Raw genomic sequence first — 22,641 nt, forward strand, 5'->3', positions numbered from 1 at the left:
CACGGAGTTCCTTCGATGCCCGATACCCTGTCCGTCCTCCGCCACGCCGGCGGCGTCGCCGAGTTGCGCATGGCCCGCCCGCAGGTGTTCAACGCCTTCGACGAGGCCATGATCGCCGAGCTCGACGCCGCCTTCGCGCAGGCGGCGGCCGACCCCGCGGTGCGCGTGGTCGTGCTGTCGGGCGAGGGCAAGCATTTCAGCGCCGGAGCCGACCTGAAGTGGATGCAGCGCGCCAGCGAGGCCGACGAGGCGTGGAACCTGGCCGACGCGCGGCGCTTCGCCGCGATGCTGCGGCGCATCGACACCTGCCCCAAGCCCACGCTGGCACGCATCCAGGGCGCGGCGCTGGGCGGCGGTTTCGGGCTGGCCTGCGTGTGCGACATCGCCATCGCCTCCGAGCAGGCCAGCTTCGCGGTGAGCGAGGCGCGATTCGGCATCCTGCCCTCGGTCATCGGCCCCTACGTGGTCAACGCCGTGGGCCGGCGCCAGGCGCGGCGCCTGGCCCTGAGCATGCGGCGCATCGGCGCCGCCGAGGCGCTGGCCATCGGCCTGGTGCACGAGGTGGTGGCGCCCGACGCGCTGGACGCCGCGGTGCAGCGCACGGTGGACGAACTGCTGCAAGGCGGGCCGCAGGCGCAGCGCGAGATCAAGCAGCTGTTCGCCGCGCTGGAGGTGGGCCCGGTGAGCGACGAGGTGGTGGAGCTCACCGCCCGCACCATCAGCCGCGTGCGCGGCACCGAGGAGGCGCGCAAGGGCTTCGCCGCCTTCCTCGCCAAGCAGCCGGCGCCGTGGGCGCCGCCCGGCACCGGAGGACGCTGAGGCCGTTCCGGCGCGGGAGATCCGGCCCAGGCGCCTTGGCCCAGACGCTTTCCGACCCCGTCGGGGGCCGCCTTCAGTGAAAGGTGCCGCCCTCGCCCGGCGTGCCCGGGTCGGCGGCCATGGCCTCGCGCCACACGCGCAGCGGCACGTAGGTGCGCAGGCGCTGCAGCAGGCAGCGCGCCACCTCCGGCCCCGCTTCGTGGCCCACGAAGGGCAGCACGTCGGCGGTGACGTCGGCGCCCAGGCGCACCAGGTGCTCGGCCGCCTCGACGGTCAGCGCGTAGGGCATGACCGGGTCGCGCTTGCCGTGCAGCAGGTGCAGCGTGGTGCCGGCGCTGGGCCGCGTGGGCAGCAGCGCGAAGCGCGCGCCGATGCCGGCCACGCGCCCGGCCGGCGCCTCGCGATCGCGCGTGGATTCCAGCGCCATGATGCCGCCCTGGGAGAAACCGACCAGCGCGGTCTGCGCCACCGTGGTGCCGGTCTCGCGCTGCCAGTGGCGGATCGCGTCGAGAAAACCGGGCATGGCCCGGGCCACCCGCTCGGCCCGGTTAGCTTCCGTGATGCCCTGCAGCTCGAACCACTGGTAGCCGCGCCCGGCGGCGCAGGGCTCGGGGGAACGCAGGCTGACCACGCAGGCCTGCGGGAATTCGGCCGCCAGGCTGCGCCCCAGGGGTTCCAGGTCGGCTTCGTCGGCACCGTAGCCGTGGAACAGCAGCACCAGCTGCTGCGCCTGGCCGGCGGGGCGGGCGATGACCCGCGAGGCAGGCGCCTGGGCGGGGATGGCGGCAGGGGCCGAAGTCGGGGTCGAGGCGGAAGGCGGCATGTCAGTGCAGGGTCCGGGCGTGCGTGCATGCCCAGCATGCCATAGTGCACGCCGCCCGGCCAGTAGCGCGTCGCGGCAGGGGTTTTGCCGGCGGTCTCAGGACTTCCTGGCCTCGCGCTCGGCGGCCAGCGTGGCGGCCACCGCCGGGCGCTGGGCCACGCGCTCGAGGTAGGCCTGCAGCGCGGGCCAGCGCGACAGGTCCAGCTTCACGTGGTCCGACCAGCCCAGCACCGTGAACAGGTAGGCGTCGGCCACCGTGAACTGCGTGCCCATCAGGAAGTCCTGGGCGCCGAGGACCTGCGCCAGGTAGTCGAAGCGGCCGTACAGGCGCTGGCGCTGCAGTTCCTTGACCTCTTCGGAGAACTGGGGATTGAACAGCGGGCTGTACTGCTTGTGCAGTTCGGTGGAGATGAAGTTGAGCCACTCCTGCAGGCGGTAGCGTTCGAGGCTGCCGTTGGCCGGCGCCAGGCCCGACGCGGGCTTCTGGTCGGCCAGGTACTGCACGATGGCCGGGCCTTCGGTGAGCACCGAGCCGTCGTCGAGCTGCAGCACGGGCACGTAGCCCTTGGGGTTGACGGCGCGGAAGTCCTGGCCGCCGTCATAGGTCTTGGCGCCCAGGTCCACCTTCACCAGCTCGGCCGGCAGGCCGAGTTCGCGCAGCACGATGTGCGGGGACAGCGAGCAGGCGCCGGGGGAGAAATACAGTTTCATGGGAAGGGCTCCTCAGGAGGGGTTGCGCACGGATTCGAGGGCCACGCGCACGTGGATCTTGTGGCCGATGCCGGCCGAGTAGGTGTCGATGCCGAACTGGGTGCGGTCGATCACGCCGTCGGCGACGAAACCGCTGAGATAGCCGCCCCAGGGCTTGGGCAGCGAAGGCACGTCGCCGGCGCCGATCAGGCGCACGCGAAAGCTCACCGGACGGGTCACGCCGTGCAGCGTCAGCTCGCCGTGCAGCACGCCGCCGCGCGGGCCGTGCGGCACGTAGCGGGTGCCGACGAAGTGCATGGTCGGGTACTTCGCGGCGTCGAGGAAGCCGGCGCCGGCGACCATCTTGTCACGCGCCGGCAGATAGGTGGTGACGCTGTCCACCTGCACCGTGATGTCGGCCTTGTCGGCCTTCGGGTCGCGCGGGTCGAAGTGGAAGCTGCCGCTGAGCCTGGTGAAAGCGCCGTCCACCAGCGCGACGCCGGCGTGGCCGATGCTGAACTGCACGCTCGAATGGTCGGGGTCGATCGTGTAGCTGCCGGCCGCATCGGCGTGTTGCACCGTATAGGCCTGCACCGGCGCGGGCGCGTCGGCCGCGCCGGCGGGTGCCGCCAGCGCGACCAGCGAAAACGCGCCGCAGCCCAGCGCGAGACTCAGTCGGGAAAGGATGTTCATCGGAGATTTCCTGCTTGTCATGGGGGAAGGGAGATCAGGGGGCGACCACCAGGTGCACGTGCACCGGAATGTCCGCCGCCACCACGCTGGTATCGGCCCAGCTGCCGCTGCCCAGGCCCCAGATGCCGCGCTGGAGCTTGAAATCGGCGTCCATGGCCAGCGCCTGGCCCTGCGCATGGGTGCTCACGAGCACGCGCAGCGGGTGCGTGACCCCGCGCACGGTGAACTGCCCGTCCACCCAGTAGCGCCCCGGACCGGCGGCACTCCAGGCGCTGGACACGAAGCGCGCCTGGGGGTCGGCCTTGGCGTCGAGCCAGTCGGCGCCGCGCAACAGCTCGTTGGTCTGGCCGCTGCCGGCGTCGACACTGGCCGTGTCCACCGAGACCTGCACGCTGTTGGTCTTCGGATCCTGCGGCGTGAAATGCACTTGCGCGTGCACGGTGCCGAAATGCCCCTTCATGGCCACGCCCATCTGCGTGGCCTGGAAGTCCACCTGGGCGCCGGGCTGCACCTGCGCATAGACCGCGGGAGCGGCCTGCGCTGCGGCGGAAAGGCCGAGCGCGGCCAGCGGGACGATGAAGGGGCGCGCGAGAGCCCGCGCGACACACGGGAAGGCCGAGTCGTACATCACCTCACTCCTTGGAAGGGCCGGGCAGCATGCGCAGCAGCACGCCGTCGCGGTCGATGAACTGGTGCTTCAGAGCCGCGCCCACGTGGGCCGCGACCACCGCGGCCATCGTGTAGTTCAGCAGGCCGTGCAGGCGCGCCAGGTCGCGGGCCAGCGCGTGGTCGGGCGCCAGCAGATTGGGCAGCGGCAGCACGCCCCACCACACCACCTGGACGCCCGCGGCCGAGCTCAGCGCCCAGCCGGACAGGGGGATGGCCAGGATCAGCAGGTACAGCAGGCCGTGCAGGGACTCGGCGGCACGTGCCTGCCAGCGCGGCACCGAGCCGGGCAGCGGCGGAGGCCGATGGCCGACGCGCCAGACGATGCGCAGCACCACCAGCAGCAGCACGGTGATGCCGAACCACTTGTGCCAGGAATACAGCTCGAGCTTGCGCGGCGACAGTTGCAGCCCGTGCATGTACAGGCCGAGGGGAAACATCCCGAAGATCAGCAGGGCGACGAGCCAGTGCAACAGCATGGCGATACCGGTGTAGCGCCGGGACGGCTGGACCATGGTCAGGATTCCTCGTGAGGGCCGGCAGGGCCGGGTTGCGCGCGCTGCGCCTGCTCGAAGGCCAGCCGGATCGCGTGCAGCAGTTCGGTGGCGCGGGCGAAGTCGACATCGGAAAGTCGTTCGAAGACCCGGCCCACGTGGGCGCCGTGCGCCGGGAACACCTGCTCGAACAGGGCCTGCCCGCGCTCGGTCAGGCACACGATCTGGCCGCGGCCGTCCTGCGGGTCCGGATCGCGGCGCACCAGTCCCTTCGCCAGCATACGGTCCACCACCCCGGTCAGCGTGCCCTTGGTGATCAGGGTCCTGGCGCCCAGGGTCTTGGGGTTCATGCCCGGGGTGTTGCCCAGCGTGGCCAGCACGTCGAACTGGGCCGGGGTCAGGCCTAGCTGAGCCACGTGCGCGGCCGAATAGCGCTCGAAAGCCTGGTAGGCGCGCACGAGTTCGCGCAGCAGCGGCAGGTGGGCGCGGGCGGAGCACATCGCGGGGCCAGGCGGGGGTGAGGGATGCATGCAAGGAAGGGATAGCAGATACTAGTTCGCGTTAGAACAATATGTAATGCCCCGATATTTCGTAGGGCTTTTGACCCGGATCAGGCCTCCGTGTCCTCGGCCCGCGGGCCCAGGCGCCACGACAGGCCGCTGCTGCGCCGGGTCACGCGCTCCAGGCCCTGGCGCAGCGCGCCCTCCTGCGCGGTGAACAGGCTCAGGCGCGAGCGCGCGCGGGTCACGCCGGTGTAGACCAGTTCGCGGGTCACGCCCAGCCCGTCGCCCAGCACCAGCAGGGCATGCGCGAACTCCGAACCCTGCGACTTGTGCACGGTCGTGGCGAAGGCCGTCTCCACGTGGGCCAGGCGCCCGGGGGACACCCAGCGCACCCCCGCGGCCTGCGCGAAGGCCACGCGCAGCGCGCCTGCCGGCCCGCGCAGCGCGATGCCCACGTCTCCGTTGAACAAGCCCAGTTCGGGATCGTTGCGCGTGACCATCACCGGACGTGCCTCGTACCACGGCGCGCCCTCGCCCAGCAGCGAACGTGCGCGCAGCGCCTGCTCGATCTGGCGATTCATCGCCTCGACCCCCCAGGGCCCCTGGCGCAAGGCGCACAGCACGCGCAGCGCATCGAAACCCTGCAGCACGCGCAGGGCCCAGGCATCGGCCTGTCCGCGCTCGCCTTCGACGCCGGCACGCGCCAGTTGCAGGCAGGCGCGCAGCCCCGCGTCGGCCAGCACGGCCTCGCACACATCGCGCGGCTGCGCCTCGGCGTGCCAGCGCAGGTCCTCATGCCCGCGCAGTTGCGTCTGAGCCAGGCCCGCATCGCCGCGATTGACCGCGTCGGCCAGCGCGGCGATGCCCCCGCCGAAACGCCGGCTGCGACGCAGCATCGACACCTGCTGGGCCAGCAGCGGCCCGGCCGCGTCCTGCAACTCCGGCGGGATGGTCTGCCCGCACAGTTCGCGTACCTCGCACACCGTCTGCGGCCGGTAGTGTCCATCGCGCGCATGCGCGCACAACTCGCCGAGCACGGCACCCGCCTCCACGCTGGCCAGCTGGTCGCTGTCGCCCAGCAGCACCAGGCGCGCATGCGCGGGCAGCGCATCGAGCAGGTCGGCCATCATTTCCAGGTGCACCATGGAGGCCTCGTCCACCAGCAGCACGTCCAGGTCCAGCGGGTTGCCGGCGTGATGCCGCAGACGCCGCGTGTCGCCGCGCGCGCCCAGCAGTGCGTGCAGGGTGCGCGCGGGAGCGATACGCGAGGCCAGGCGCAGCGCGGACTCGTGCTCGCCCAGGCGGCCGGCGAGCTCGCGCAGCGCGCCGTCGATGGACTGCTTCAGGCGCGCGGCGGCCTTGCCCGTGGGCGCCGCCAGCGCCACGCGCAACTGTTCGGGCCGGGGCGCGGTGGCGAACAGCAGCACCAGCAGGCGCGCGGCGGTGAAGGTCTTGCCCGTGCCGGGCCCGCCGGTGATCACGCCCACCCCGGAGCGCAGCGCCAGCGCGCAGGCGATGCGCTGCCAGTCGAGCGGCGCATCGGCAGGCGCATCGGCCGGGGCGTCGGTTGCGGCGTCGGTTGCGGCGTCGGTTGCGGCGTCGGTTGCGGCGCACGCGGCGCCCGCTTCGCCGAACAGCAGGCGCAGCGCCGCCGCCGTGCGCGGCGCGCCCGGCGCCTCGCGGCGCCGGGCGCGCGCAAGCCATTGCCCGGCCAGGCGCCGCTCGTACTCCCGATAGCGCCGCAGGTACAGGCGCCCCTGCTCGAACACCAGCGGCTGGCCCCGGTCGGCGCCGTCGCCCGCATCCACGCACCACACCGCCTCGGCGTCGCGCAGCGCGCGCGTCCACGCCGTCGCCGGGTCCTCGCCCGCCGGTGCCAGCTCGCCCGCCAGCTCCAGCAGCTGCGCGGCCAGCGCCGGCTGCAGGCCCAGTTCCGCCCAGGCCGGCCCGTGCAGGTCCAGGCAGACATGCCCGAGACCTTCGAGCTGCGCCACCAGCGCGGCCGCCAGCAGCACCTGCGGGTCGTCGCGCGGCGCGGCCTCGGCGACGAAGCCGGCGAAGCCCGCGTCCAGATGGCGCAACCATCCGGCCTGCGCCCAGGCGCGCAGGCAGCGCAGCACGCGCTCGCGCTCGGCCGCGGCGAACAGGGGCAGATTCATCGCCGCGGCTCCTCCAGGGTCTCGCCCTCGCTCAGCAGGCGATCCAGCCGGTCCAGCCAGTCCACGTCGGCCGGCATGGCGAAACAGCCGCGTTCGGGCCCCTCGATGCCGCGCAGGAACAGGCACAGCGCGCCGCCGAGCTGGCGCCGCGGCTCGTAGGCGGCGCCCAGGCGCTGGCGCAGCAGGCGGTGCAGCGCCAGCAGGTACAGCATGGCCTGCACGTCGTAGCGATGCGCGGCCATCGCCTGCGCCAGCGCCTCGGCGTGGTAGTCGGCATCGCGATCGCCCAGCGCGTTGGACTTGTAGTCCAGCACCCAGTAGCGCCCTTCGTGCTCGAACACGAGGTCGGCGAAGCCCATGACCAGCCCGTGCACGCGGCGCTCGTCCAGGCGCGCGCGCTCGCGGGTGCCCAGCCAGGCCTGCGCGCACAGGCGGTCCAGCGCCGCCGCGCTGGCGGCGTCCACGGGGAACCAGAATTCCATTTCCGCCAGGCTGGCGCGCAGCTGGCGCAGGCTGGCGCCCAGGGGTGGCAGCGCGGTGCGCAGCACCTGCTGCAGCCAGACCCAGGCCTCGTCGGCCTCGGCTTCCCAGCCCTGGCGCGCGCAGCGCTGCGCGAAGGCGCTACGCGTGGCGGCGTCGTCGGCGAAGCCCTGCTCGGCCAGCCAGGCCAGCTGCTCGTGCAGGAAGCTGCCGGCGCGCGCGCCGCGCGCGAAGGCGTGACGCGCCGCGGCGCCGCGCACGCCGGCGGGCTGTGTCTCCTGCGCGGTGTCGTCGGACGCGTGCTGGCGCGCCCCGAAGGCCGCGCGCAGCGGTGCCAGGTTGCGCGCCAGCGCGCTGAAGCTGGCGATGTGCCAGTCGCGCTCGAAACGGGCGTCGTACACCTCGGGCTCGCGCAGCTCCACGGCCCGCGCTTCGGCGCGCAGCAGGCTCGGCGGCTCCACCGGGCGGCGCGGCTGCAGGCGCAGCCGGGGCAGCGAGCCCCAGGTCGCGCGCAGCAGGGTCTCGAGCTGCTCGGGGCCGCCACCGGGCAAGGCGCCGAGCAGGCACCCCAGTGCGCTGCGCGCGAGCAGGCACTGCGAGGCGCGCCCGCGGCGCAGCGGCGCGGCCCCCATCCACACGGCATGGCGCGCGCGGGTCAGCGCCACGTAGAGCAGGCGCAGGTCCTCGCGCAGGCGCCGCGACTCGGCGTCGCCGCCCTCGCCGCCGCCGGCATCGTCCCCATCGGGTTCGCTCTCGTCCTGGTCGTCGCCGTCGGCGCTGCGGAAATGCGTGGCGAAGGGCAGCAGCACCACCGGGTACTCCAGTCCCTTGGACTTGTGGATGGTCACCACGCGCACCAGGTCGGCCTCGCTTTCCAGGCGCAGCTCCTGTTCGTCGGCGGCGCCGGCACGCCCGGCCACGGCCTGCTCCAGCCAGCGCAGCAGCGCCTGCTCGCCGTCCACGCCGGAGCTGGCCTGCTGCAGCAGCTCGGCCAGGTGCAGCACATTGGTCAGGCGCCGCTCGCCGCCGTCGCGCGCCAGCCAGCGCCGCGCCAGCCCCAGCCGGTGCAGCGTGGCGCGCAGCATCGGCAACACCCCCTGGGAGCGCCAAAGCTCGTGCAGTTCCAGCAGCAGCTGGGCGTGCGCCTCGAACACCTCGTCGTCGCGCGCCAGCGCCTCCAGCTCCGCCAGCTCGAGTCCGAAACTGGCGTTGGCCAGGCCCGCGCGCGCCAGGCGCGCATCGCGCGGCTCGGCCACCGCCCGCAGCCAGCGCAGCAGGTCGCGCGCCTCGGCGCTGGCCAACACCGATTCGCGCTCGCTCAGGTAGACGCTGGCCACGCGCCTGCGCCCCAGCTCGGCGCGCACCTGCCATGCCTGTTCGCGCGTGCGCACCAGCACCGCGATGTCGCGCGGGCGCAGGCGCCGCAGCCCCGCCGGGCCGCGGAAGCCGCAGTGCGCATCGCCGAGCAGCCCGACCACGGTCTCGGCGCAGGCGCGCGCGTAGTCCGCCAGCGCCTCGGAAGAGTTCCGCAGTTCGGTGTCGTACTCGATCCACAGCGCGGGCAGCTCGCCCGCCGCCGTGCACAGGGTCTCCTCGCGTCCGCGGGCGCGCACCGGCACGAAGGGCAGCGGGTCGTCGCTACCGTCGCGATAGCCGAAGGCGCCGCCTTGCTCGCCCTCGGCGCGCTCGAACAGGCGATTGACCGCCTGCACCAGCGCCTGCGTGGAGCGGTAGTTGGTGTCCAGCGCGTAGTGGCGCCCGGCGGTGGCGCGGCGCGCGCGGATGTAGCTGTCGATGTCGGCCCCGCGGAAGCCGTAGATGGACTGCTTGGGATCGCCGATCAGCAGCAGGGCGGCCTCGGGGTCGTTCGCGCCCACGCGGTACAGGCTGTCGAACAGCCGGTATTGCAGGGCCGAGGTGTCCTGGAATTCGTCCAGCAGGGCCACCGGATACTGTTCGCGGATGCGCTGGCGCAGGCCTGCGCCGCCGGGGCCCTCGACGGCCTGCGCCAGGCGCTGCTGCAGGTCGACGAAGCCGAAGCTGCGCGCCTGGCGCTTGAGCTCCAGCAGCTGCCGCTCCGCGGCCGCGCAGGCGCGATCGGCCAGCTCGGCATCGGCGCGCGGCAGGGCGCGCAGCTGCTCGCGCAGGCCGGCCAGGTCCTCGAAGCCTTCCGGCGGCTGCAGCTCGCGGCCTTTTTTCAGGGCCTCGCGCAGGCCCTGCGCCTGCAGGCGCTGCCAGGCCTTGTCCTCGAGCTCCACGGCTTCGCCGTCGTCGGCCTGCGCCCATTGCTGCAGGGCGTCGAACCACGGCGCCAGGCGCGCTGGCGAGACCATGCGGGCGTTGAAGGGGGAGTCCTGCGCGCACTGGGCCTCGATCCAGGCGCGCATGGGCCCGAGCTGCTCGCGCCAGGCCGCGCGCAGGCCCCGCATGGCCTCGCGGCGCAGCGCGTCGACGCGGCTCCAGGCCGGCCCCAGGGCGCCCGCCTGCTCCAGTTCGCGCGCCGAACCGGTGGCGGCGCGCCGCGCCAGGCGGGCACCCACCGCGGCCTCGAAGGCCGGGTACTCGGGCCACAGGCGCAGCAGCCCGCCCAGTTCCTCCCCGCGCAAGGGATAGATCTCGCGGCGCCACACGTCGCGCAGCGCGCGCTGGCGCAGCGCGGTGTCGTCGGCGAGCAACTCCTCGTCGAACAGGCTGCCGCTGTCGAAGGCGTGCTCGCGCAGCATGCGCTGGCACCAGGCGTCGATGGTGAACACCGCGGCGTCGTCCATCGAATCGGCGGCCAGGGCCAGGCGCCACGCCGCGGTCTCGCGTTGCGCGGCGTCGCCGGCAGCGTGCAGCAGCTGGCGCAGCAACTCGTCGTCGGCGGCGGGCTCGGCCTCGCCGCGAAAACATGCGGCCGCCTGCGCCAGGCGTGCACGGATGCGTTCGCGCAGCTCCTGCGTGGCCGCCCGCGTGAAGGTCATGACCAGGATGCGCGCGGGCGCCAGCGGCTCGCGCCATGCGCTGCCGGATTCGCCGTGCCCCAGCACCAGGCGCAGGTACAGCGCGGCGATGGTCCAGGTCTTGCCGGTGCCGGCGCTGGCCTCGATGAGCCGGCTGCCCCACAGCGGCAGGCACAGCGCGTCGAGCGGATGGACGGTGTCGGACATGGCAGCTCAACGGCCCGCGCCGTGCTCCAGTTCCGCGGGGTCGAGCACCTGCACCCCCTGGCTCGCCCATTCGCACACCGGCAGGAACAGCTGGCGCGCGAAGGTCTCGAAACGGCCGTCGGCGCACAGCGCGCCGAAGTCGGGATACAGGCGCGCCAGGCTGGCGTCCTCGGCCTCGCCGCGCGCGTGGCGCGAGCCCTCGTAGACGGCGCGCGCCGGCTTGCCGCGCACATGCTCGATGGCCGTGCGCGGGGCCCAGGGCAAGGGCTCCAGGCGGGCCAGGCGCCAGGCCCGCAGCAGCTCGCCCAGGCGCGCGCGCGCCGTGTCCGGCTCCACCGCGCTCCAGTGCAGCGCCGCATCGGGGCCGAGCAGCCAGCCCTCGCAGCGCAGGCCCGCGGCCGAGGCGCCGAGCATGCCCAGCCAGGTGGGCAGCAGCCGGTCCACGCGCGGCCGGCCGTCGCGCAGCAGGCGCGAGGCGCCGAGCTCCAGGCGCAGCGCCGCGCCGGAGCCGTCGATCTGGCGCAGGCCGTCGATCCAGTCGTCCAGCGCGGGCGCGTCGCCGGTGCCGCCGCCCAGCTGCGCGGCGTCCAGGTCCAGGCGCAGCGCGGCACGCGGGAGTTCGTGCGCGTGCCGCGCCGCCAGCTCGGCCCAGGCACGCAGCGGCGGCGCGAGTTCGCGCCGCAGTTGCTCGGCCGCCCGCGTGCCGGGGCCGCCGATGGGCAGGCGCCCGGCGGCCGCCGCGCGCAGCAGGCGGGCATGCAACAGGGCTTCGGGATCCGGCCGCTGCTGCTGCAGCAGCTGGCGGGGGTCGCGCAGCAGCTCCTGCAGCAGGCCGTGGCGCTGCAGGCCCGCCAGCTCGAACACCTCGTCGTCGTCCGCGAGTTCGTCCGCGTCGTCGAACACCACCCCCAGCGCGCTGCGCAGGTACAGGCGCGCCGGATTGCGCAGCAAGGCGGCGAGGTCCGCGAGCGTGGCGGCCGGAGCCGCCTCGGCCTCGGCCGGGCGCCGCAGCGTGGCCGCGCCGGTCTCGGCGGGCGAGCCATGCAGGGCGAACCATTCGCGGGCATAGGTACGCGGGCCGCCCGGCTCGAAGTAGCGCCGGCCGAAGGGCTGCAGCGCGTGCTCGGTGCTGCGCTGGCGCAGCAGCGCCTGGCCCGGCGGCTCGCCCGGCCCGGGCTGCGCCGCGGCGAAGCCGGCGGCCAGGTAGTCGCGCAGCTGGGAGACCAGCACCGAGGGCGCCAGCTCCGAGTTGTCGCGCGCGCTGCGCCCGCACCAGCTGATGTAGAGCACGCGGCGCGCCGACAGCAGCGCCTCGAGCATGAGGTAGCGGTCGTCGTCGCGGCGCGAACGGTCGCCGGGGCGGTACTGCCCCGGCAAGGCCATCAGGTCGAAGTCGCTGCGCTGCGCGGTGCGCGGGTAGGCATCCTCGTTCATGCCCAGCAGGCACACCACCTGGAAAGGAATCGCGCGCAGCGGCAGCAGGCTGCAGAAGGTCACGCCGCCGGCCAGGAAGCGGCCGGCCACGCTGGTGTCGTCGATGCGCGCCAGCCATGCCTGGGCGAACACCTCCAGCGGCAGTGCCTGCTCGAATCCGGCGCACTCGCAGTCCAGCAGCCACTGGGCCAGGCCCTCGTGCATCGCCGCCAGCGCCTGGGTCTCGGACTCGTCGGCGGCGAGCACCAGGGCCTCGAGCAGTTCGCGCGCGGCCCGCGCCCAGCGCTCGGGCGTGGCCGATTCGCGCGAGGTCTCCCACCAGCCCTGCAGCACTTCCAGCAAGGCGTGCAGCGAGCCCGCGAGCGCGGCATCGAGCCCGCCGAGTTCGCCCATCGGTTCGGTGCCCAGCCAGGCCGGCGTCTCGCCGTTGGCGTAGCCCAGCAGCATGCGGCGCAAGGCAAAGGCCCAGCTGCCCTGCTCGCCGCAGGCCTGCAGGCCGAAGCTGGCGCGCTGGCGCTCGTGCAGGCCCCAGCGCGCGCCCGACTCGGCCATCCAGCGCAGCAGCAGCGCGCGTCCGTCGGGGTCGAGTCCGAAGCGGGCGGCGATGCCCCGAACCTCCAGCAGGTCGCAGATCTCGCTGAAAGCGGCGCGGTGGCGCGCGATGCCCAGCACCCATTCCAGCGCCAGCAGCAGCGAGCTGCCGCTGCGCCGGCGCAGGTCGGCGATGTCGAAGGGAACGTGGCGCGCATCGCCGCCGCCGTACTGCCCGAACACCGCGCGCACCGCGGGGGCGAAGACCTCGATGTCGGGCACCATCACCACGATGTCGCGCGGGCGCAGCGCGGCCTGGGTTCCGGCATCGCGGGCCAGCAGTTCGAGCAGGCGGTCGTGCAGCACCTCGACCTCGCGCAGCGCCCCGTGCGTGACGTGGAACTGGATGGAGTCGTCCTCGGCGGCGATCGGCGGCGCGGCGTGCTCGGACAGCGGCAGCAGGTCGCGGATCGCCGCCTGCACCTGCCCGAGCAGGCTGCGCGGCTCGGACTCGTCGAACACGTCGGTGCGCGGCAGTTCCGCGGCCTGCGGCGCCGCGCCGCGCGGCCGGGCCTCATGGTCTTCATGGCTTTCCAGTTGACGCATGAAGTCGCGGCCCTGGCGACCCCAGGCGGCGAGCAGCGGGTGGGCGTGCGCGTGCATGGACTCCAGCGGCACGGCACCCAGGTCGCGCCCGCCACGCAGGGGCTGGCGCCGGCGCGGCGCGCGCAGCAGCTCGCGCCCCTCGATGATGTCGGCCCAGTGGTAGCGGCAGGGGTTGGGCACCGCGATCAGCACCTGCGCGTGGCGCGACAGGGCCACCAGCAGCTCCAGCACGGCCGGCGCCAGCGTGGCGGCGCCGAACAGGCTCACCCGTGGCGGCAGATCCAGGCTGCCGGGGGGCGCGGCATGCAGGCGCTCCAGCACGCGTTGCTGCACCTGCGGACGCACCAGCAGCCGCGCCTGCGCCCCCAGGCCCTCGAGCAGTTCGCGCCACAGCGCAGCCTGCCAGCGCTGCCCCTCGGGTAGCGCCTGGTGCCGGCCCGCGGCGTCGATCAGCAGGTCCTCGCCGCGCGACCAGGCTTCCAGCCAGTCGGCCCGGTACACCTGGTACTGGTCGTAGAGCCCGGCCAGGCGCTGCGCCAGTTGCAGCATGCGCAGCGCCTCGCCATCGGCCAGGAAGGCGGCGATGGCCTCGAAACCGGGCGCCCGCGCCAGGCGCGGCAGCACGCGGAGCACGCGCCAGACCAGGGCCTGGCGGTCCAGCGGGGAACGCGCTCCGAGTTCGGCCGCGCCCAGCACGGCCCGGCAGGTCTGCCACACGAAGCGCGAGGGCAGCTCCACGCGCAAGGCGGCGCTGATGCCCTGGGCCTGGGCCTGCGCGGCCTTGAACCACTCGCCGGCGCCGTTGCTCTGCACCAGCACCAGCTCCGTGCGCATGGGCTCCAGCGGCCAGCGCTGCTGGCAGTGCAGCAGGAGTTCGTGCAGGGTTTCCAGACGGTTTCCGTGCAGCACCAGCAGCCCGCGCGGAGGCAGGCCGGAAGGGGCATCGGGGGGTGCGGAGGGCGCGGCGGGCAAGGCGGTCGGGCGGGGATTCCGGGGCGGCTGGCGAGGCCCAGGCAGTGTAGGCGCTGGCGTGCCCGGCAGGGCCGCGGAGCCCCATTGATCGAAAAAATCGCTGGATGCTACACAAAGCATTCGTTGGATTTCGGAACGAAAGATTCCTAAATTCGCATGCACTGCCCTCCGGCACCCGAAATCCCGGCCATGATCGACAAACTCTGGAACCGCGTGTTCTCCATCGGCGAAGCGCTGCACGATCCGCAGGCGAAGCCTCCCGGCGACACGCAAGTGCGCTCCACCACCTGCTACATGTGCGCCTGCCGCTGCGGCATCCACGTGCACGTGCGCGACGGCGAGGTGCGCTACATCGAAGGCAACCCGAACCATCCGCTGAACAAGGGCGTGATCTGCGCCAAGGGCTCGGCCGGCATCATGAAACAGGTGTCGCCGGCCCGCCTGAGCCGACCGCTGCGCCGCAAGCCGGGCTCGGAACGCGGGGCCGGGGAGTTCGAGCCCATCTCCTGGGACGAGGCCTTCGCGCTGCTGGAGCAGCGCCTGGGGCATCTGCGCGCCACCGATCCGAAGCGTTTCGCGCTGTTCACCGGGCGCGACCAGATGCAGGCCCTCACCGGCCTGTTCGCGCGCGAGTTCGGCACGCCCAACTACGCCGCGCATGGTGGCTTCTGCTCGGTCAACATGGCGGCCGGCATGATCTACACGGTGGGCGGCAGCTTCTGGGAGTTCGGCGGTCCGGACCTGGAGCGCTCGAAGCTGTTCGTGATGATCGGCACCGCCGAGGACCACCACAGCAACCCGCTGAAGACCGCGATCTCGGAATTCAAGCGCCGCGGCGGGCGCTTCATCTCCATCAACCCGGTGCGCACCGGCTACTCGGCGGTGGCCGACGAATGGATTCCCATCCGCCCGGGCAGCGACGGCGCGCTGTTCATGGCGCTGCTGCACCTGCTGCTGCGCCGCGAACGCTTCGACCGCGACTTCGCGGTGCGCTACACCAACGCCGCGCAACTCGTGCGGGTGCAGCCCGGGCATGCGCAGGACGGCATGCTGCTGCGCAACCCGCAGGCCGACGAGGGCTCGCCCGACGCTCCGCTGAACTTCTGGTGGTGGGACGAGGCCGCGCAGGCCCCGGTGCCGGCCTGGACCGAGGGCGTGCAGCCCGCGCTGTGGGGGCGCCACACCATGCCCGACGGCACCCCCGTGGCCACGGCGCTGCAACTGCTGCGCGAGCAGACCGAGACCTGCACCCCGGAGTGGGCGGCCGGCATCACCGGCATTCCCGCCGGGCGCATCGAGCGCCTGGCCGAGGAAATGGCCCATTGCGCGCTGGACGAAGCCTGGGACGAGCCGCAGCCCTGGACCGACTGGTGGGGCCGCGAACACGCCAGCGTGCGCGCGCGCCCGCTGGCCTTCCACGCGATGCGCGGCCTGGCCGCGCATTCCAACGGCTTCCAGACCATCCGCGGCCTGGCCGTGCTGATGAGCCTGCTGGGCACCATCGACGTGCCCGGGGGCTTTCGCCACAAGCCGCCCTATCCGAAGGAAATCCCGCCCAGCGTTCGCACCATCAACAGCTGGGATCAGGTGCGCCCGAACACCCCGCTGCCGGCGGCGCCGCTGGGCTGGCCCACGCGCCCCGAGGAACTGATGGTCGACGAGCAGGGGCGGCCCATGCGCATCGACAAGGCCTTCTCGTGGGAACACCCGCTGGCGGTGCACGGGCTGATGCACAACGTGATCACCAATGCGTGGCGCGGGGATCCCTACCCCATCGACACCCTGATGATCTTCATGTCCAACATGGCCTGGAACTCGTCGATGAACACGCAGCGGGTGCGCCGCATGCTCAGCGACCGCGACGAGTCCGGCGAGTACCGCATTCCCTTCCTGGTGGTGGCCGACGCCTTCCACAGCGAGATGACGGCCTTCGCCGACCTCGTGCTGCCCGACACCACCTACCTGGAACGGCACGACGCGATGTCCATGCTCGACCGGCCGATCTCCGAGTACGACGGCGCGATGGATTCGGTGCGCGTGCCCGTGGTGCCGCCGCTGGGCGAGTGCAAGCCCTTCCAGGAGGTGCTGATCGAGCTGGCCTCGCGCCTGCGCCTGCCCTCCTTCACGCAAGCGGACGGCGGCCGCAAGTACGCCGGCTACCCGGAGTTCATCGTCGGCTACGAGACGGCGCCGGGCTCGGGCATCGGCTTTCTCAGCGGCTGGCGCGGCGCCGACGGCTCCAAGTCGCTCAAGGGCGAGCCCAACCCGCGCCAGTGGGAGGAGTACGCCAGCCACGACTGCGTGCACCTGACCCACCTGCCCCACGCCATGCGCTACATGCGCGGGGTCAACCGCGACTACCTGAAGTACGCCCGCGAGCACGGCTGGCGCAAGCTGGAGCTGCCCGCGGTGATCGCCATCTACAGCGACATCCTGCAGTCCTTCCGGCTCGCCGCCGGCGGCCAGGCCGAGGGGCGCCAGCCGCCGCACCACCTGCGCGAGCGGGTGTTCGAGCACTTCGATCCGCTGCCGCGCTGGAGCGAGCCGCTGGAACACCAGGCGGTGGACCTCGAGGCCTTCCCGCTGGCCGCGGTGACCCAGCGTCCGATGGCCATGTACCACGCCTGGGACTCGCAGAACGCCTGGCTGCGCCAGATCCACGGCCACAACCGCCTGCACCTGCATCCGTCCACGGCGCGCGACGCCGGCATCGACGACGGCGCCTGGATGTGGGTGGAATCCCCCTGGGGCAAGGTGCGCTGCCTGGCCCAGTACTCGGAAGCGGTGGAACCCGGCACGGTGTGGACCTGGAACGCCATCGGCAAGGCGGGCGGCATGTGGGGCCTGGAGCCCGGGGCCGACGAGTCGCGCCGCGGCTTCCTGCTCAACCACGTGATCACCGACGAGCTGCCGGCCAGCCACGGCCCGCTGTCGAACAGCGATCCGGTGACCGGCCAGGCCGGCTGGTACGACCTGCGCGTGCGCATCTACCCGGCGCGCGCCGACGAGACCAGCGCCGACGCCGACCCCGCCCGCTACGCGAGCGTGCAGGGCGAGGCGCTGCGCGCGTCGCGCGACGACCTGCAGCCGCTGGCGGCGCAGCGCACCTGGCCTTCGCACGAGGCGCCCCCCGCGGCACCGGGCCAGCTGCGCGGCGAGGGCACGGCGCGGCGCATCCTGCAATACATGGCCGGCGCGCGCAATCGCTCGCAGGCCACCCCGGAGGCCTCCGGGGAACTTCGTGAAAGGACCCAGCCATGACCCAGCTCGCGCTGGTCATCGACCTCGACGTCTGCGTGGGCTGTCACGCCTGCGTGACCTCGTGCAAGCAGTGGAACACCTCGGGCGCGGCCGGGCCGCTGAGCGACATCGACCCCTTCGGCCCCGACACCTCGGGGGTGTTCTTCAACCGCGTGCAGACCTTCGAGCTCGGGACCTTCCCGGCCACCGAGGTGCTGCACTTCCCGAAGAGCTGCCTGCACTGCAAGGACGCGCCCTGCGTGCCGGTGTGCCCGACCGGCGCCTCCTACAAGCGCGCCGAGGACGGCATCGTGCTGGTCGACGCCGACAAGTGCATCGGCTGCAAGTACTGCTCCTGGGCCTGCCCCTACGGCGCGCGCGAATTCGACGAGCCCCGCGGCGTGATGACCAAGTGCACGCTGTGCGTGGACCGCGTGCACGACAACTCGATTCCCGAAAGCCGCCGCAAGCCGGCCTGCGTGAACGCCTGCCCGACCAACGCGCGCCTGTTCGGCGACGTGGACGACCCGGACTCGGAGGTCTCGCGGGCCATCGCCGAGCGCGGCGGCTTCGCGCCCATGCCGGAGCTGGGCACGCGCCCGGCCAACCAATACCTGCCGCGCCGCAGCATGCGCGAGGCCACGCCCGAGGCGCAGACCGCGCAGCAGCCGGCAGCAGCGCCGCGAGGCGCCGGCGTGCTCGACTGGCTGGGCGCGCTGATCGGCCTGGCCGGCGAGGCCGCGCAACCGGCCGCCGCCCCCACCCACGCGATCCGCGACGCCGCGCCGGCAAGACGCTGAACCGCGACATCCACCCTTCCCCGACGAGACAATTGCCATGCGTCCTGCCTGGTCCGTGATCTGGTTCACCACCCTGCTCGGCTGCGCCCAGGGGCTGGTGGTCGCGCTGGTGCTGGCCGGCGTGGTGCCCGGCGGCGCCTCCGTCCACGCGCTGCGCGACGGCCTGCTGCTGGCCTTCGCGCTCGGCACGGTGGCCCTGGGCTGCTCCTTCGCGCACCTGGGCCAGCCGCGGCGCGCCTGGCGCGCGGCGGCCATGTGGCGCACGTCCTGGCTGTCGCGCGAGGTCCTCGCCGTGCCGGCCTTCCTGGCGCTGACCCTGGCCTCCGCGCTGCTGCTCGACCGAAACGGCGCCTGGCCGGGCTGGCTGCGCGCGCTGACGCTGCTGGCGGCGCTGCTGCTGTGGCTGTGCACCGGCAAGGTGTACGCGGCCATCGCCTTCATCCGCGAATGGGCCACGCCGCTGACCCCGCTGAATTTCGCGCTCATGGGCCTGGCCAGCGGGCACCTGCTGGGCGCCGCCTGGCTGGCCTGGCAGCAGGCGCCGGCGGCCGCCTGGCTGCAGCGCCTGGCGCTGCTGTGGTCGCTGCTGGCGTGGATGTCGCGCGCCGGCGCGCTGGCACGCCTGCGCCGCCTGCGCCGCGCCGGCAGCACCCAGGGGGCCATCGGCGCGGGCTCGCGCCCGGTGCGCCAGGTCTCGCGCGGTTTCACGGCGGGCAGCTCCAATCTGGAGGAATTCGGCCTGCACGCCGGCGCACTGCTGCTGCGCCGCCTGCGCAGCCTGTACATGCTGGCCGGCTTCGCGCTGCCCACGCTGGTGCTCGGGGCCATCGCCTGGTCGCGGCCGCAGTGGCCATGGCTGCTTCCGCTGTTGATCGTGCAATTCGCCGCACTATTGGGTGAGCGCTGGGACTTCTTCGCCCAGGTCGACCATCCCCAGAACCACTATTACACCGCGGCGCAATAACTCCGCGAGCTTCCCGTCAGCACACCGGCAACGGGCCGTCCCTGCAGGGAAACCCCGCCCCGCCCGGGCTTGCGCGGGGCCGGCACGGGCCCCGACAATGCCTGCATGATCCAGGGCATCGTGCTGGCCGCCGGGCGATCGCGCCGCTTCGGTACCGACAAGCGACGCGCGAACCTCGACGGCCAGCCCTTGCTGCTGCGCACCGTGCAGCGCTGGCTGGAAGCGCGCGACGAGGTGCTCGACCAGCTGCTGGTGGTGCTGCGCGAGCCCGACCCGCAGGAACAGGAGCTGGCCGCGCAATTGCGCGAGCTCGGCGTGGCCAGCACCTTCTGCGCCGAATCCGGCCTGGGCATGGCCCATTCCCTGGCCTGGGGCGTGCTGCAGACCCCGCGCGCCGAGGGCTGGCTGGTCGGCCTGGGGGACATGCCCGCGCTGCAGCCCGCGAGCATCCGCGCCGTCGCCCATGCGCTGCGCCCCGGCGGCATCGTGCTGCCCACCCACGGCGGCCTGCGCGGACACCCGGTGGGCTTCGGCCGCGACTTCGCGCAGGAGCTGCTCGCGCTGCGCGGCGATAGCGGCGCGCGCAGCGTGTTGCAGGCGCACCGCCACGCACTCCAATGGCTGGAACTCGAGGATCCCGGGCTGCTGCTGGACGTGGACGAACCGGCGCATCTGGCGCTGGCCGCGCGGCAGAAGGTCTGAGCAGCCTTGCGCGCGAGGCGCTTCAACGCCTGCCCAGCAGCTGCGCCAGGCTGCCGGCCAGCTGCTCCAGGCTGGCCAGGTTGTGCACCGCGAGCATCGCGTCGCTGGCCGCGTGCAGTGCCGCGGCGCCGCGCGCGCTGGGCTGGTAGGCCTCGAAGCGCAGCAGCGGATTGAGCCACAGCAGGCGCCGGCTGCGCCGGCGCAGCCACTGCAGTTCCTCCCGCAGGGCCTGCGGCTCGCCGGTGTCCAGCCCGTCGCTGATCAGCAGCACCAGGCTGCGGCGCCCCACCAGGCGGCGGGCATGGTGACGGCGCAATTCGGCCAGGCAGTCGCCCAGGCGCGTGCCGCCGGCGAAGTCGGCGACCGCGGCGCCCGCGGCGGCCAGCATGTCGTCGCCATCGGGCAGCGCGAAGGCCGGCGTCAGCTCGGTCAGGCTGGTGCCCAGCGCGAACACGTCGCGCCGGCGCAGGCCCCGCGTGGCGGCGTGCAGGAAGGCCAGCAGCAGGCGCGCGTAGCGCTCCATGGAGCCCGACACGTCCACCAGCACCAGCAGCGGCACGGTCTCGCCGCGCCGCCGCAGGCGGGGAATCCAGGCGCACTCGCCGGCGCTGCGCGAGGCCTCGCGCAGCAGCCGGGGCCAGTCGGGCCGGGCCCCGCGCAGGCCGCGCCGCAGCCGGCGCGCGGGCAGGCGCGGCAGCGGCAGCGGTACTTCGCGCGCCAGGCGCTCGAGCAGCTGGTATTCCTGCGCGCCCAGCGCGTTGAAATCCGCGTGGCGCAGGCGGCTGCGGTCGCTGGCGCTCATGCAGGCGTCGAGTTCGAGCGCCTGCTCGGGCGGCTCCAGCGCGCCCCGCGCCGTGCGCGGCGCGGCCAGCGCCTCGCGCACCCGCGGCCGCTGGCGCGGCGGATCCGCGCGCCCCTCGGCGCTGGGCAGCATCTGCGCCAGCAGCTTGGAAGCCACGTCGGGGTCGCGGAAAAAGGCGTCGAACAACTCGCGGAACACTGCGCGGTCGCGCTCGCGGCCGACCAGCACCGCCTCCAGCGCGGCGCCCAGGTCGTCGCGGCGCTGCATGCCGACCTCCTGCACCGCCTGCGCGGCCAGGGCCATGCGCGACGCATCCACCGGAAGCCCCGCGCGGCGCAGGGTGCGCGCGAAGGCCGCCAGGTTGCCCAGCAGCTTGCCCTGGCGCGCGTCGCCCAGCAACATGACGGCGCCTAGGCGGGCGGCGCCAGCAGCTCGCCCGCCAGTTCGCGGGTCAGCGCGGCCACGTCCTCGCGCTGCTTGAACAGGATGCCGGCGGTGTCGCTGACCACCTCGGGGTCGAGGTCCAGGGTGTCCAGCGCCACCAGCGCGCGGGCCCACTCCACGCTCTCGGCGATGCCCGGCATGCGCTGGAAGCCGCCGGAATACGGCGCGCTGCGCAGGCGCGAGACGAACTCGGCCACCTGGCGCGTGAGTTCGGGCCCGGCCTGCGGCACCTGCGCGCGCACGATGGCCAGCTCGCGCTCGCGCTCGGGATAGTCCAGCCAGTGATACAGGCAGCGGCGCTTGACCGCGTCGTTGAGCTCGCGCGTGCGGTTGCTGGTCAGCACGGTCACCGGAGGCAGCTCGGCGCGCACCGTGCCGAGCTCGGGAATGCTCACCTGATACTCGCCGAGGTACTCCAGCAGGAAGGCCTCGAAGGGCTCGTCGGCACGGTCCACCTCGTCGATCAGCAGCAAGGCGCCGGGCGCCGGGGTCTGCAGCGCCTGCAGCAGCGGGCGGTGGATCAGGTAGCGCTCCTGGTAGACCTCGCGCTCGATCTGCTCGGCCTGCGCATGCCCCTCGGCGGCGCGCATGTGCAGCAACTGCGCCGAGTAGTTCCACTCGTACAGTGCCTCGCGCAGCTCCAGGCCGTCGTAGCACTGCAGGCGCAGCAGCCGGCGCCCGAGCACGCCCGCCAGCGCCTTGGCCAGTTCGGTCTTGCCCACGCCGGGCTCGCCCTCGAGCAGCAGCGGGCGCTGCAGGCGCAGCGCCAGGAACACCGCCGTGGCCAGGCGCCGGTCGGCGTAATAGCCCGCGCGCTCGAGTTCGGCGCAGAGCGCGTCGATGCTGTCCGGGGCGCGCTTGCTCACTCAGCTCCCCAGGGCCTTGGCCACCGCGCGCTGCGCCATCACGCCGATCAGGTTGGCGCGGTACTCGGCGGTGGCGTGCAGGTCGGTGGCCAGCTCGGAGGCGTCGATGCGCACGCCGGCCGCGGCCTGCGGCGTGAAGCTGGCGCTCAGCGCCTGCTCCAGGCCGGCATGGCGGAACACGCCGTTGCCCCCGCCGGTCACCGCCACGCGCACGCCGTCGTCGCGCTGGGCGACGAACACCCCGATCAGCGCGAAGCGCGATGCGGGCTGGCGGAACTTCATGTAGGCGGCGCGCCGCGGGATGGGGAAGTCGATCGCGGTGATCAGCTCGCCCTCCTGCAGCGCCGTGGTGAACAGCCCGAGAAAGTAGTCGTCGGCGGCGATGGCGCGGCTGGTCGTGTGCACGGTGGCGCCCAGCGCCAGCACCGCCGCCGGGTAGCAGGCGGCGGGGTCGTCGTTGGCCACCGAGCCGCCCAGCGTGCCCATCGCGCGCACCTGGCGGTCGCCGATGTGCGCGGCCAGGTCGGCCAGCGCGGGGATGGCCTGGCCCACCTCGGCGCTGGCGGCCACCTCGGCGTGGCGGGTCATGGCGCCGATGCGCAGCGCCGCGCCCTGGCGGGCGATGCCGGCGAGCTCGCGCACTCCGGCCAGGTCCACCAGCGCGTCGGGCTGGGCGATGCGCAGCTTCATCGCCGCCAGCAGGGTCTGGCCGCCGGCCAGCGGGCGCGCGCCCGCGGCGGCGTGGCGCGCCGCGTCGGCGGCGCTGGTGGCTCGTTGCAGTTCGAAGGCATACATGGCGTGTCT

17 protein-coding genes are annotated in these 22,641 nt (G+C 73.6%); 5 read left to right on the top strand and 12 right to left on the bottom strand.

The genetic code is table 11. The annotated features are described in order from the left end of the window. Window positions 1-15: 15 nt before the first annotated feature. Window positions 16-819, top strand: a complete 804-nt coding sequence (locus D466_RS0109465; RefSeq protein WP_018913477.1) for an enoyl-CoA hydratase-related protein — start codon at window positions 16-18, stop codon at window positions 817-819. A 73-nt stretch (window positions 820-892) separates the two neighbouring features. On the opposite strand, the gene ypfH is transcribed toward D466_RS0109465, so the two are convergent. The 9 genes from ypfH to recC all read right to left on the bottom strand — a co-directional run bounded on the left by ypfH (window position 893) and on the right by recC (window position 14,019). After that, on the bottom strand, window positions 893-1,642 hold the full coding sequence (gene ypfH / locus D466_RS21290) for an esterase (protein WP_018913478.1): 750 nt from the start codon (window positions 1,640-1,642) through the stop codon (window positions 893-895). Window positions 1,643-1,738: 96 nt separating this feature from the next. After that, on the bottom strand, window positions 1,739-2,353 hold the full coding sequence (gene gstA / locus D466_RS0109475) for a glutathione transferase GstA (RefSeq protein WP_018913479.1): 615 nt from the start codon (window positions 2,351-2,353) through the stop codon (window positions 1,739-1,741). Window positions 2,354-2,365: 12 nt separating this feature from the next. Beyond that, entirely contained in the window at window positions 2,366-3,025 is a 660-nt protein-coding gene (locus D466_RS0109480; protein ID WP_018913480.1) for a YceI family protein, read from the bottom strand. A 34-nt stretch (window positions 3,026-3,059) separates the two neighbouring features. After that, window positions 3,060-3,653, bottom strand: coding sequence for a YceI family protein (locus D466_RS0109485; RefSeq protein WP_018913481.1), 594 nt, complete (start codon window positions 3,651-3,653; stop codon window positions 3,060-3,062). 4 nt (window positions 3,654-3,657) lie between these two features. Next, window positions 3,658-4,206 (bottom strand): cytochrome b, encoded by a 549-nt coding sequence (locus D466_RS0109490; protein WP_018913482.1) that lies wholly within the window; start codon window positions 4,204-4,206, stop codon window positions 3,658-3,660. A gap of 2 nt (window positions 4,207-4,208) precedes the next feature. Next, window positions 4,209-4,685, bottom strand: a complete 477-nt coding sequence (locus D466_RS0109495) for a MarR family winged helix-turn-helix transcriptional regulator (protein ID WP_018913483.1) — start codon at window positions 4,683-4,685, stop codon at window positions 4,209-4,211. A 110-nt stretch (window positions 4,686-4,795) separates the two neighbouring features. Continuing rightward, the gene (gene recD, locus D466_RS0109500) at window positions 4,796-6,847 is read right to left on the bottom strand and encodes an exodeoxyribonuclease V subunit alpha (RefSeq protein ID WP_018913484.1); all 2,052 of its coding nucleotides are present in this window, start codon (window positions 6,845-6,847) and stop codon (window positions 4,796-4,798) included. After that, window positions 6,844-10,476, bottom strand: a complete 3,633-nt coding sequence (gene recB / locus D466_RS0109505) for an exodeoxyribonuclease V subunit beta (RefSeq protein ID WP_018913485.1) — start codon at window positions 10,474-10,476, stop codon at window positions 6,844-6,846. The genes recD and recB overlap by 4 nt, the downstream gene beginning before the upstream one ends. Before the next feature lie 6 nt (window positions 10,477-10,482). Next, window positions 10,483-14,019, bottom strand: a complete 3,537-nt coding sequence (gene recC / locus D466_RS0109510) for an exodeoxyribonuclease V subunit gamma (RefSeq protein ID WP_018913486.1) — start codon at window positions 14,017-14,019, stop codon at window positions 10,483-10,485. Window positions 14,020-14,208: 189 nt separating this feature from the next. Between recC and D466_RS21295 the strand changes: the two genes are divergently transcribed. The 4 genes from D466_RS21295 (at window position 14,209) to D466_RS0109530 (ending at window position 19,725) form a co-directional block, all read left to right on the top strand. Beyond that, the gene (locus D466_RS21295; protein WP_018913487.1) at window positions 14,209-17,280 is read left to right on the top strand and encodes a molybdopterin oxidoreductase family protein; all 3,072 of its coding nucleotides are present in this window, start codon (window positions 14,209-14,211) and stop codon (window positions 17,278-17,280) included. Then, the gene (locus D466_RS21300; protein WP_018913488.1) at window positions 17,277-18,059 is read left to right on the top strand and encodes a 4Fe-4S dicluster domain-containing protein; all 783 of its coding nucleotides are present in this window, start codon (window positions 17,277-17,279) and stop codon (window positions 18,057-18,059) included. Before D466_RS21295 ends, D466_RS21300 begins: the two co-directional genes overlap by 4 nt. 37 nt (window positions 18,060-18,096) lie before the next feature. Continuing rightward, window positions 18,097-19,023 (top strand): DmsC/YnfH family molybdoenzyme membrane anchor subunit, encoded by a 927-nt coding sequence (locus D466_RS0109525; protein WP_018913489.1) that lies wholly within the window; start codon window positions 18,097-18,099, stop codon window positions 19,021-19,023. Window positions 19,024-19,128: 105 nt separating this feature from the next. Then, on the top strand, window positions 19,129-19,725 hold the full coding sequence (locus D466_RS0109530) for an NTP transferase domain-containing protein (protein WP_038165895.1): 597 nt from the start codon (window positions 19,129-19,131) through the stop codon (window positions 19,723-19,725). 22 nt (window positions 19,726-19,747) lie between these two features. Here the strand turns inward: D466_RS0109530 and D466_RS0109535 are convergent, their stop codons facing one another. Genes D466_RS0109535 through D466_RS0109545 form a run of 3 tightly spaced genes read right to left on the bottom strand, consistent with a single transcriptional unit; the run spans window position 19,748 to window position 22,632 of the window. Next, on the bottom strand, window positions 19,748-20,929 hold the full coding sequence (locus tag D466_RS0109535; protein WP_018913491.1) for a VWA domain-containing protein: 1,182 nt from the start codon (window positions 20,927-20,929) through the stop codon (window positions 19,748-19,750). An 8-nt stretch (window positions 20,930-20,937) separates the two neighbouring features. Next, a complete protein-coding gene (locus D466_RS0109540; RefSeq protein ID WP_018913492.1) occupies window positions 20,938-21,837 on the bottom strand; it encodes a MoxR family ATPase in 900 nt (299 codons plus the stop codon). Next, window positions 21,838-22,632: a xanthine dehydrogenase family protein subunit M gene (locus D466_RS0109545; protein ID WP_018913493.1), complete on the bottom strand. Its 795-nt coding sequence runs from the start codon at window positions 22,630-22,632 to the stop codon at window positions 21,838-21,840. It abuts the gene before it with no gap. Window positions 22,633-22,641 lie beyond the last annotated feature (9 nt).

Origin of the sequence: Thiomonas sp. FB-6, assembly GCF_000377645.1 — a bacterium.
Lineage (GTDB): Bacteria > Pseudomonadota > Gammaproteobacteria > Burkholderiales > Burkholderiaceae_C > Thiomonas_A.